Origin of the sequence: Phyllobacterium sophorae, from assembly GCF_003010965.1 — a bacterium.
Taxonomy (GTDB): Bacteria; Pseudomonadota; Alphaproteobacteria; order Rhizobiales; family Rhizobiaceae; genus Phyllobacterium; species Phyllobacterium sophorae.
The window spans coordinates 614,348-624,568 of the sequence record NZ_PGGM01000003.1; the positions used below are offsets into that span (position 1 = coordinate 614,348).

The 10,221-nt window shown below is 56.0% G+C and carries 11 protein-coding genes and 2 pseudogenes; 9 read left to right on the forward strand and 4 right to left on the reverse strand.

Annotated features, from left to right (window positions below; all coding sequences use genetic code 11):
- Positions 1 to 188 precede the first annotated feature (188 nt).
- From CU103_RS10780 to CU103_RS10795, 6 genes and pseudogenes are all read left to right on the forward strand, one after another.
- Positions 189 to 701, forward strand: coding sequence for an isoprenylcysteine carboxylmethyltransferase family protein (locus tag CU103_RS10780; protein ID WP_106663877.1), 513 nt, complete (start codon positions 189 to 191; stop codon positions 699 to 701).
- Between the two features lie 838 nt (positions 702 to 1,539).
- A pseudogene (locus tag CU103_RS32015) lies at positions 1,540 to 1,807 on the forward strand (trypsin-like peptidase domain-containing protein); the annotation flags it as partial.
- A gap of 41 nt (positions 1,808 to 1,848) precedes the next feature.
- Positions 1,849 to 3,075 carry an adenylate/guanylate cyclase domain-containing protein gene (locus tag CU103_RS10785; protein WP_106663878.1) on the forward strand — a complete coding sequence of 409 codons (1,227 nt, stop codon included), beginning with the start codon at positions 1,849 to 1,851 and terminating at the stop codon, positions 3,073 to 3,075.
- Between the two features lie 135 nt (positions 3,076 to 3,210).
- A pseudogene (locus CU103_RS32020) lies at positions 3,211 to 3,516 on the forward strand (nucleotidyl cyclase domain-containing protein); the annotation flags it as partial.
- Between the two features lie 185 nt (positions 3,517 to 3,701).
- The gene (locus tag CU103_RS10790; RefSeq protein ID WP_106663879.1) at positions 3,702 to 4,454 is read left to right on the forward strand and encodes a Crp/Fnr family transcriptional regulator; all 753 of its coding nucleotides are present in this window, start codon (positions 3,702 to 3,704) and stop codon (positions 4,452 to 4,454) included.
- A gap of 233 nt (positions 4,455 to 4,687) precedes the next feature.
- Positions 4,688 to 4,924, forward strand: a complete 237-nt coding sequence (locus CU103_RS10795) for a hypothetical protein (RefSeq protein WP_106663880.1) — start codon at positions 4,688 to 4,690, stop codon at positions 4,922 to 4,924.
- 152 nt (positions 4,925 to 5,076) lie between these two features.
- Here CU103_RS10795 and CU103_RS10800 read toward each other — a convergent pair whose 3' ends face one another.
- Positions 5,077 to 5,649 carry an NADPH-dependent FMN reductase gene (locus CU103_RS10800; protein WP_106663881.1) on the reverse strand — a complete coding sequence of 191 codons (573 nt, stop codon included), beginning with the start codon at positions 5,647 to 5,649 and terminating at the stop codon, positions 5,077 to 5,079.
- Positions 5,650 to 5,734: 85 nt separating this feature from the next.
- The gene (locus CU103_RS10805; RefSeq protein ID WP_106663957.1) at positions 5,735 to 6,397 is read right to left on the reverse strand and encodes a nitroreductase; all 663 of its coding nucleotides are present in this window, start codon (positions 6,395 to 6,397) and stop codon (positions 5,735 to 5,737) included.
- Between the two features lie 941 nt (positions 6,398 to 7,338).
- Here CU103_RS10805 and CU103_RS10815 point away from each other — a divergent pair.
- Positions 7,339 to 7,590: a DUF982 domain-containing protein gene (locus tag CU103_RS10815; protein WP_106663883.1), complete on the forward strand. Its 252-nt coding sequence runs from the start codon at positions 7,339 to 7,341 to the stop codon at positions 7,588 to 7,590.
- A 228-nt stretch (positions 7,591 to 7,818) separates the two neighbouring features.
- On the opposite strand, the gene CU103_RS10820 is transcribed toward CU103_RS10815, so the two are convergent.
- On the reverse strand, positions 7,819 to 8,001 hold the full coding sequence (locus CU103_RS10820; protein ID WP_106663884.1) for a hypothetical protein: 183 nt from the start codon (positions 7,999 to 8,001) through the stop codon (positions 7,819 to 7,821).
- Between the two features lie 463 nt (positions 8,002 to 8,464).
- Here CU103_RS10820 and CU103_RS10830 point away from each other — a divergent pair, with 463 nt between their 5' ends.
- Positions 8,465 to 8,755 carry a DUF1236 domain-containing protein gene (locus tag CU103_RS10830; RefSeq protein ID WP_106663886.1) on the forward strand — a complete coding sequence of 97 codons (291 nt, stop codon included), beginning with the start codon at positions 8,465 to 8,467 and terminating at the stop codon, positions 8,753 to 8,755.
- A 164-nt stretch (positions 8,756 to 8,919) separates the two neighbouring features.
- Here CU103_RS10830 and CU103_RS31370 read toward each other — a convergent pair whose 3' ends face one another.
- Positions 8,920 to 9,084: a hypothetical protein gene (locus tag CU103_RS31370; RefSeq protein WP_162707244.1), complete on the reverse strand. Its 165-nt coding sequence runs from the start codon at positions 9,082 to 9,084 to the stop codon at positions 8,920 to 8,922.
- Positions 9,085 to 9,286: 202 nt separating this feature from the next.
- On the opposite strand from CU103_RS31370, the gene CU103_RS10840 reads away from it, so the two are divergent.
- Entirely contained in the window at positions 9,287 to 9,538 is a 252-nt protein-coding gene (locus CU103_RS10840) for a hypothetical protein (RefSeq protein ID WP_106663888.1), read from the forward strand.
- Positions 9,539 to 10,221 lie beyond the last annotated feature (683 nt).

The window sequence follows — 10,221 nt, forward strand, 5'->3', positions numbered from 1 at the left end:
TGTTCTTTCGATGAAAGCGCCTCAGAACTGTACAATGCGAGCAGGCAGGCAACAGCATCCGATGCCCCAACTGCCTGCCAATCGACTATCACGCTTGGAGATCGACCTGATGTCGCTTATAGACCAGCCGACCAGAGGCGATGATTCGATGGTCAGAAGCACAGGTTCGTAGGGAACAAGAGGCTGTGATGCTTATTCTGTTTATCACTCTGGCTGTTGTATTTCGGGTGGCGACGCTCCTGATTTCCATCCGCAATGAGCGGAAATTGAAAGCTGCGGGAGGCACGGAAATTGGCAAGACCAACTCGGGCATCCTGGCTGTTGCGCATGTTGCATTTTATCTGTGTGCAATCACCGAATACGGGTTGTCTGACCACAGTATTGACGCCGTCACTTTGATCGGCCTGGGCATCTATCTTGTTGGTGCAATGTTCCTGATAGTTGTGATTGCGAGCCTTGGCCAACAGTGGACAGTCAAACTCATCATCGCTCGAAACCACCTACTGGTTACGTCTCTGCTGTTCCGCCTTGTCAGGCATCCGAATTATTACCTGAATATCATTCCGGAGCTCATCGGATTTGCGCTCACGCTACACGCGTTTTGGACGCTTGCCGTAGGCATGCCTCTCTATCTGATCCCGCTTTTTGTGCGAATTGGTCAGGAGGAAAAGGCCATGCGTGTGCATTTCCCCCAGTACTGATAACAATTCTGCGATCACCGGAACACCCAGCACGATCGTATCGCGATGACTTTTCAGGGAGCCGGTTCCGCGTCCGGCAAGACCATGCGCGTCGACAGGATGCTTCGACAGAGCCTTGGGCCATGCCTGTGGGAGGTCAAAAAGGCAGTCCGCCATGAACGATCTCGGTCGTGGCGCCGACATTGCGAGACCCGATCCGGCGAGTTTGAGAAGTCTGAGGTCAAATGTGACCAGTAGACGGGGCTGAGGCCTTGCGCTGCAAAAGTTCGGTGTCAGTTTCTCAGGCATGAGCTCGCGCCACGCCATGTAGCCGGCAAGCTCGTTCGTATTGCTCCGGATTTAAACTCTTCCGCAAGACGGAACAAATCCCGTCTGCCCCCGATCACAAGATGCGCAGTTTCGGAGGGTCCATCGGCAAAGACAATTTCAGCTCCCGCGGCGGCATCCTGATGTCTACCGCTCGCCGCCCGAGATATCGATCGCCCTCGATGTGGGAAGCGAAGGTGATAGAGGTAGTCCTGGGAAATGTGCGTTTGAGGCGTGTGGTTCGTCTCGTCCACGTTGCCGTCCCGGTCTAAGTCGATACGCTCCTGCGCCACGACGCCGGCGCGGGCTACATGTTCGCATCCAATCTGACGCAGTATCCGAAACAAGTCCTGTTGGCCGAGTCGCAAGCCTGTGCCGGCACTCTTGAACGGCGGCAGGCGACGACCATATTAGAGGCACGATCCGTGCATCAATGCCCCGATTGCGACCGTGCTAGCACACTTTTTGGAACAGGGCGAGCCGTTCTTCGCACGTCGGGTATCATGCAGTTCCTCGCGCAGTGGGCTATCCAATGGGCTTCGTAGACAAACAAATCCTTCCTTCAGGTGACGTAGACCTGATTGATGGGTATTCGAGAACGGTCGCCGATGCTGTCGGACGTGTCGGACCGGCGGTTAGTCGTATCGGGCGGGCCGGGCACGGATCCGGCTTTGCTATTTCACCCGGTGGTCTCATCGTTACAAACAATCATGTGCTCGAAGATGCACAGAGGGTGGGCATCGCCGGCTTCGCGTCGTCGGCGCAATACGGACATTGCGGTTGTGCGCGCCGAGACCAGCCTCAGCCTGGCAGCCCAAAACGACCGTAATGGAGAGTTAAAATGACGTCTGTGTCAAACGTGGCCATTGCTTCGCCGGACGAAGGTGTCTGGCCACAGCAGCGCCGGAAAATACTTGATTGGTTGGTAACCGAAACCCGTCATGAACGTTTCATCGACAACATCCTGGTCGAGATGTGCCAAAGGCTCCTGGATGCCGGCGTGCCGGTTGGCAGAGCGACGCTCCATTTCAGAATTCATCATCCCCAATGGATTGGCGCACGAATCCTATGGCGCACGGGGATTTCAGAGGCGGAAATCCAGACCTTCGAATATGGTGTAGAAGAAACCGAACAGTATCTGAACAGTCCCCTGTACGAGATCAATAGTGGAGCCAGCGTTGTCCGCCAGCGGCTGGGGGAGCCTGGTTCCAGGTATTCGCTTTATGATGAGCTGCGCGCTGATGGCTATACCGACTATATCGCCTGGCCGCTCGAACATACGCTCGACAAGCGTCACGTCATCACCTTCGCCAGCGACCGGCCGGGCGGCTTTAGCAAAGATCATCTGGCGTTGCTTGCGGACCTGCTTCCGGCCTTTGCTCTGGTCAGTGAAATCAGGTTGAAGAACCGTCTCGCTCGCACGCTGCTGGAAACCTATGTCGGCCCGCATGCCAGCGAGAAGATCCTCGCCGGCGCAACGACCCGCGGCAGTGGTGTGACGGTTGGCGCTGCGATCCTGATCTGCGATCTTCGCAACTTCACGGCAATTTCCGATCTTTGGCCCCGGGATGACGTCATTGAACTTTTGAACGGCTATTTTGACGCAATGTCGGGACCGATCGAGAGTCACGGTGGGGAAATCCTCAAATTCATGGGCGACGGGCTTCTGGCGATCTTCCCGCTGAGCGACGGGAGGGCGTGCGCCAATCTTCTTCAGGCGATCAGCGAAGCGCAGACCGCAGTGGCCACGCTGAACGAGGAAAACATGCTGAAGGGCCATGACCCGCTTGGTTACGGCATCGGCGTCCACGTCGGTGACGTCATGTACGGCAACATCGGTTCCCGCAGACGGCTTGACTTCACGGTCATAGGTCCAGCGGTTAATGTTGCCTCGCGGCTCGAGAGCCTGACCAAGGAAATCAAGCGTCCCGTTCTGCTGTCCAAGGCGTTCGTCGAAATGGCGTCGTGCCAATCCCAAATGGAGAATCTCGGCTTGTTCCCGTTGCGAGGTGTCGGTGAACCTATCGAAGTTTATGCGTTATCAGGCGACCGTGTTCCGTCGAATTGAAAGGTTTCGGCTCCTCCCGCTCCACGATGGCCTCGAGATGGCAGTAGGTATTGATCGGGTGCATTGCACGCCGGGTAGCGCCACCTCGCAGCCATGCTGATCGCCGATATCGTTGGTTAAAGCCGCCTACGCCAGATCAACGAAGAGGGTACGCGCGGTTTCAGACAGACCTGAAGAAAGTCTTAGACCAACGATCCGAGCATCATGGCCGCCTGGTGAAGACCATGGGCATATTAGGGGAATTCCACAGCGTGGCCGTTGCGTTGCGCTGCGCTGCGCGGTAGAGGTGCAGCGGCAGAAGGCAAAGCGGAACGACCTTGCGCCGCCCGAACAGCGGCTCGATCTCCGCATCGGTGTCAATCTCGGCGACATCAGCATTGGGCTAGAGACATCCACGGCGATGGCATCAATGTCGCGGACGCGATACAGGCGCTGGCCAAAAGCCGGCCCGATTAGGCTATTGGCGCATCTTCGTGTATAGTATTTTTCAAAGGAAGCGGCTCTAGGCTTCTGAGCAAAAATATATTGCCCGACCGCGTGGCGATAACGTATTCCAATCACTGCGACATTTCCGGGGTCCGCTTAGATCCTGATTTGCCACGTTGTTGAACGTGGTGGAAAGTTCGATGACCATTGATCAGTCAAAGACCACAAACAAATTATTGCACGGATTGACGCCGGAGAATTTTGCCTTGATTGGATCACACCTCCAGCACCGGCAATTTGCTCTGGACCACTATCTTGTTCGCTCGCACCAGCCGATAACCTCCGTTGTCTTCCCGGAATCGTGCATTGCGTCCAGGGTTATACAAAGCCCTGTAGGCAAAGATGTTGAGGTAGCTCTGATTGGCTTTGAAGGCATGACGGGAACGGCTCTCATTATGGGTGACGATCGAACGCCGCTCGACAGTTATATTCAGTCGGCCGGCGCTGGTTACGTTCTGCCGGCTTGGGCGCTTGTAGCGGCGCTGGACAAGAGCCGCTCCTTGGAACGCTACTTGCTGCGCTACGTGCAGACCCTGATCATTCAGGCATCTTCGACAGCGCTGATCAACGGAATGGCCAATGCCGAAACGAGACTAGCACGATGGCTGCTGATGCTGCACGACCGAACGACAGGAGCGAATATTTCAACCACCCATGAGTTCATCGCCGTCATGTTGGCAATGCGTCGTCCGTGGGTCACGGAAACATTGCATCTGCTGGAAGGCAAACACTTGATCAAGACTTCGCGTGGCAGCATCCGGATATTGAACCGGGCGGGCTTGATCGCTGAGGCCAAAGGTTTTTACGGTCTGGCCGAGACCGAATACGCGAGGATCATGACTCCGCCCGATCCCATGCCAAAGGTCCCGCTTGCCTACTTGGCCGGTCAATGATTTTTGCGGCACCATCCAACTCCTAAAATTCGGCTGGGACGAAGTTTTCTTTCGATCATGCATGTCCTGGCCCCTCCGTCTCTTCGGTCAACAGGATCAGGCCGACATCCCTAATTTAAGCTTGGGCACCAGGTCGTTATGATGGAGCCGTGATCCCGGCCAAGTTGGAGGGCTTCCAGATCGAGTTTCACGCAATGACGGTATGAGCAGCAATCGGCGCGCAGATTGTGGCGTTGTCGATCAACGCACCGGCTGTATTCAGGGAGATCGGCGGCGCGCTACATCTGTACCGGACGCCAGACAACCCGCTTCTTGTTGACTTGGTCGCGGTCAGCTTCATAGGGCACGGCATCGCAATCGGCGACGTCGCATTCTTTGCACCGGGATTTCAAACTCTCAAAGGTTCGGCCCTGGCCAATCATGTTGACCAGGTCGCTGGCAACAAAGAAGCCAACTCTCGCATTGCGTAGTGTCCAGATTGTCGTTGTAAATAATACAAAGCGGCTTCTGCCGTTCATGCCACAGGAAAGGCGGAAAACAAGTGCGGGCGAGATATCGCAGAAGAATGTTCATGGCTCCTCCGAGGGACCGACAGCTTAGAGGTGTTCTTGTTGTGGCCCCTCTAGGCATCTTTCGGCAGCACCGAGCGAACTCTTGCGATGAAGACATGGAAGTCCTGCATGAAAGTGCGAAGGAAATCAGCAGTGGTGTCGTTCGTGACCTCGCCATCATCGGTGATCAGTCCCGGTGTGAACTGGATGTAGGCTTCCGGGGCATTCATCTGGGGAGAGTTGCAGAAACTAAGCACGCTGCGCAAATTCTGCTGGGCAACTGCTGTGCCTATCGCGCCCGGCGACGTGCCGATCACCGCTGACGGCTTGCGCGTGAAGGAGTTGGTGCCATAGGGGCGGCTCGCCCAGTCGATTGCGTTTTTCAGCCCGCCGGGTATGGATCGATTGTATTCGGGCGTGACGAACAGCACGGCGTCGACGGCTGCGATTGCCGCCTTGAATGCCTTGCCAGCCGGGGGGTAGTCGGCGTCATAGTCGTAGCTGTAGAGCGGCAGGTCCTTGAAGGATATCTCCGACATTTCAAGTTCCGGCGGGGCGCACCGCACCAACGCCTTGGCGAGCTTGCGATTGATTGAGCCCTTGGCGAGGCTGCCGATGAAATAGCCTACTTTATGCGTGGTCATGGCGTTCTCCAATATCACGCATGACAAAGGACGTATCATGCGCAAGAATCACAGAAGGGGTCTCTTGTCCTTTGAGCGCAAGTAATTACCCGACGAACGTGACCGTCTCGTGGAGCGGGGCGCGGCCCGTACGGGCGGAACTTACCGCGGGGTCCTCGTACCCGATCGACATGCCGCAGAAGAGGATGAGCCCGTCCGGAGGTGACAGGACCTCCGCGACCGTCTCGCGAACCTGCGACCACGCCATCTGCGGGCAACTGTGCAGCCCTTCAGCGCGAAGCAGCAGCATGACGGTCTGCAGATACATGCCGACGTCGGCCCATTGGGGCCGGCCCAGGTCGCGGTCGATGTAGCAGAATAGGGCGGCGGGCGCGCCAAAGCAGTTCCAGTTGGCGATCGCGGCCCGCTGGCGCGCCTCCCAGTCCTCGCGTGCTATGCCGAGCGCGCTGTAGCGCTCCTTGCCGAAGGCGGATCGGCGCTCCGCGTACGGGGACTTCAGCACGGGCGGGTACATTTCGTACTGCCGCTCGTCCCAACGGTCGCCGTGGGCCACGCGCTCGACGGCGCACGTCTTGAGCTCGACCAGCGGCGCGCCGGTCAGCACGTAGGTGTTCCACGGCTGGATGTTCGATCCGGACGGCGACCAAGCTGCGGCGGACAGCACGCGCTCAAGTACCGTCCTCGACACAGGCTCGTTCTTGAATCCGCGCACCGCCCGTCGGCTTGTGACTGCCTCATATACGTCCATGGCCACCTCCATACCGCCAGCCATTGGTTTCGGTCTACCGGGGCGGGAGGTATTGTCCATACTCATGGTCGTCTCCTTCTGACGGTCCCGTTTCTGATGTGGTTCATTATCTCCATTCGCAATGGAGACGGAATCATACCGTGGTCTAGGAAACGTACATCAAACGTATCAGGGATCGATGCACCCGAGGGCATGCGGGCGAAGCATCACGGGACTCCCGCGCTATTGCACCCGGGCCTTGGAAGTACGCCCCCTGAATGGCCTCAGCTTGGCTCTTACGCATTTCCGGCGTCGCGCGCACGACCTGGCGTGACGCTTTCATGAGGCTGCCAAAGAGGCAGACATCTACATCACACAAGCTTTAGGCCTTTTGATTGTTGCCGCTAGGTCTTTGTCCGATGTCGCTTTCCCGGATTGGAGTTATTCTTCCGCTGCCGGCAGGTCCACAGGTCGGCGAGCGGGGACCAAACAGCCCCGTCGGCCAAGTTCAAATAACTCTCCGTGTTGATCGGGCTTTCGGGTCAGCTCCGTTTTGCTTTCCGCCATGCTTTTCGCCGCAGTCATCCAAGAGGCTCGATCGTTAAGAAGAACCCTCGATGGATGGTCTATCTATTCGGATGATTTGGCCGTCGTGAAGCGCAAAGACGCCACTCTGTCCGCCCTGGATACAGAAATCCCTTTTAAGCTGAAGCCATTCGCCAAGCAGCGCGCCGCACGTGCTGCAGGCAACGAGACTGTCATCCGACAATATGGGTGGAAATTTAAGGTACAATGTGCCGCAATGCGGGCATTCCAACCGGCGGTTGAGACGCTGAGGCATTCATAATTATTCCCCATCAAAAGTCCCTTACCCATGAATAATACGCCGAACCTTTGCCCGCGCAACGATATGTCCGCCGGACGACAAAGGAACGCAGAGCTGGGCTGCACGTTTTATCGGCATGCGCGAGCTTCCATTTCCCAGTGTGACCATTGCCACTGACTTGGGTAAGGCGAAAAACATCAGGTCCGTTGGCCAAGCGGAGGAGTGGCTCGTTGCGCGTTGGCCCATGAGGAGCGGCGACAAACTCCAGGCAGCAAAACAAGCATGTCTCGATGCCCTAGACGGAAGGGTCACTTGTACGGCCTGTCGGGACGCCTTCATTGAAGCCGCCAAAGAGGCAGGCATTTACATCACACACAAGCGGCTATAGGCCGAAACGGTGCAATGTCCACACCTACGGCGTTCAATCTGATTGGCGACTAGCAAGGCTCGTCAGACGCCGGGCACCAACCGCTTGTAGTTCGCCCGCAACGTCTTCCTGCCAGGCTTGAGCGCTGCTTTCTGTCGCTTTGTTGACAGCTTGAGTCATCAACCCGGACGGTGATTTGCCGGTCGTGACGTCGAACCAGAACGTTGTGACTGAATACATCATCGACAGTTACGCGGAAACAGTGCCGTCCATAATCGCCGCGACTTTTTCAGAGACCGCCCGGGTCGTTTCCGGCCCCTTCGTCTTGCTGGCGAGGCATTCCAGTGCCATCATCGGAAGCCGCATCGCAATGACCGTGGGGGCCAGCTGAAGATCGGCGCCGCTTCGCTGCTTTGTTCTGACTTTTGGCATTGATGGTCCTTTGGGGTCGCAGGCGGCAGGTGTTCGAATCCTGCACTATCGGATAACGGGCTTTCATAAAAACATACGCGACAATTGAACGATGAAACCTCTATCTCGCGGGGGAACAGAGAGTCTTGTGCAGGAGAGGGCGCGTGAGCGCACCGGCATCAAAGCACGAGGGCAAATTGGACGATTGCTTGCTGAACATGGCGGCGATGTTCATGCTGCGATTGCAGCGTTGACGGAGCGCAGCTTGCTCATAAAAGAACTGGAATTCGCGTCGCTCGCCACGATGTTCGAACGATACACACGATGTGTAACTTGTTTAGTGCCCCACAATCCCGCCCATCAATGATTTGATCAATCGCCTCCGTCTCAGAAAGATTTCTTTCCGGATTGCGATACTGCCTTGGAACCAAACAGCATATCGATGGTTTCAGGGGCGGCGAGAGTCGCCCCAAGGGAGAAAATCATGAACCGGCTATTTCTGTTAACCGCGGCGATGGCGCTCGCGAGTGTTGGAAACGTGTTTGCGCAAGACACAGTCATAATCGAGGTCCCCCAGCCAACCCGGGACTACGTGATTGCCCACCCATCCGACCCCATCGTGATTGAAGGGGATGTGGCTGTAGGAACTGCTATACCGGAAGATATCGAGTTGGTGCCGATTCCAGACAATCCGGACTACAGTTACGTTTATGTCGAAAAGCGCCCCATCATCGTTTCGACCAAGAACCGCAAGGTCGTGTATTTGTCGCAATAGTGAATGTCTTCGCTCCTGTGGCGTGCAACAGCATGTTGCTTGATATGGCTGTTCTCTGAAAAGGAAGCTCCGCCCACAGCAACCTTCCATCGTGGCGGTGCTGTGGGCGTCTGAAAATGAAATGAGAACATATTCCGATGCCGCAGCGAAACCATGTATCACCCCTATTCCTTTGGCTCTTTCTCCGCCAGACGCTTTAGCAGATCGTCAGACTTTGCGTCATTGGCTATGGGCTTGTAGCGACTGCGCAGCGCATCCCTGTAGGAGGAGCGGTTCAGTTGTTCCCTGACTACTTTGGCGATTTCTGGTTTCTCGTCTTTCTCATCCATGACTGTGTCCGCCATTCGTGCCAAAACCAATGTCAGCCCAAATGGTTCCGGCCCGAGGATTGCAAGCGTTGGAATTTGTTCGCCAATTGCGAATTGTTTGACTCCGCGCGTCCGCTGGAGGACAACTCTGGGGTCGCCGGCATCTTTGGCCACCGGCGCTTGAGAGATGGAACGTGCTCCCGCCGTAGCTAGGGAGAGCACCATGCTTCACCCGATCAGCCAGCACACTTATACCACCGAACAATGGAACCTGATGCAGCGCGCCCATGTCAAAGCATCCGAGATGCTTGGACGCTGCTCGCACACCCATGAGCATGCGAACCGTCTCGCAAGAACCGTGATGAGGCTTTTCGACCAGGGCCTACGTGATGATGTGATCATCGCCGTCATGGCCGTGGAGCAGGAAATGACGGAGACAGGCATCGCGAACGACAATAACAGCAGCGCATCCTGACTCATGGCTGGAAAACTGAAAAATCGACAAAATGACTGGTCCTATCATTTGTACAGTCCAGTGTTTTTACTCGCCATCTGGATAGCCATGTCTCTGGTGGGTTTTTCACTGATCTCAGCAGAACATTCGAATTCTGGCATGGCGACTACCAAGAATACAAACCGTTCAGAATCGTTTCTGTCCTGCAGGGCAGTAAGGCTATCGCCATTGCCTGCGTTTACGACGCCTCCAAATTGGAGAAATTGCCAGAAAACGCGGACTGATCAGGGGCGGTTACAAGTGCCACCTCCGACTCACATGGAGGGACCAGACAGGACTCAACTGGTTGCAGTCGCGGGTTCGACACCAATTCGTGCAAGCCTTTCTTGCTCTTGAGATATCGCGTTCTGAATATATTTAACTGGTTCGAGAACACGAAAGCTAAGATTGTCGCCCGCGCCGGTACCTGCGCAAATTATTGTACGCTCGTCCTCAGCGTCCCGGTAAAACCTGATGACATTCGACATATTAACGACAACTCGCTCGCTGTCTTCGCCTCGCGTGAGTTCCAATCACATGGCCTGCTGCCGGTTTCATAGACACTGAGTTAAGGTGTTCTGCGTGAAACCGGAGAGTATGAATGCAAAGACGAAAGTTCAGCCGCGAATACAAGCTTGAAGCGGTGAAGCTGGTGAAGGAGCGTG

What these genes read in the sequence shown, in the direction of transcription:
- CU103_RS10790 (WP_106663879.1), top strand. Translation starts at nt 3,702, where the DNA reads ATGACCATTGATCAGTCAAAGACCACAAACAAATTATTGCACGGATTG.
- CU103_RS10780 (WP_106663877.1), top strand. Translation starts at nt 189, where the DNA reads ATGCTTATTCTGTTTATCACTCTGGCTGTTGTATTTCGGGTGGCGACG.
- CU103_RS10840 (WP_106663888.1), top strand. Translation starts at nt 9,287, where the DNA reads ATGCTTCACCCGATCAGCCAGCACACTTATACCACCGAACAATGGAAC.
- CU103_RS10805 (WP_106663957.1), bottom strand. Translation starts at nt 6,397, where the DNA reads ATGGACGTATATGAGGCAGTCACAAGCCGACGGGCGGTGCGCGGATTC.
- CU103_RS31370 (WP_162707244.1), bottom strand. Translation starts at nt 9,084, where the DNA reads ATGGATGAGAAAGACGAGAAACCAGAAATCGCCAAAGTAGTCAGGGAA.
- CU103_RS10815 (WP_106663883.1), top strand. Translation starts at nt 7,339, where the DNA reads ATGCGCGAGCTTCCATTTCCCAGTGTGACCATTGCCACTGACTTGGGT.
- CU103_RS10830 (WP_106663886.1), top strand. Translation starts at nt 8,465, where the DNA reads ATGAACCGGCTATTTCTGTTAACCGCGGCGATGGCGCTCGCGAGTGTT.
- CU103_RS10785 (WP_106663878.1), top strand. Translation starts at nt 1,849, where the DNA reads ATGACGTCTGTGTCAAACGTGGCCATTGCTTCGCCGGACGAAGGTGTC.
- CU103_RS10800 (WP_106663881.1), bottom strand. Translation starts at nt 5,649, where the DNA reads ATGACCACGCATAAAGTAGGCTATTTCATCGGCAGCCTCGCCAAGGGC.
- CU103_RS10820 (WP_106663884.1), bottom strand. Translation starts at nt 8,001, where the DNA reads ATGCCAAAAGTCAGAACAAAGCAGCGAAGCGGCGCCGATCTTCAGCTG.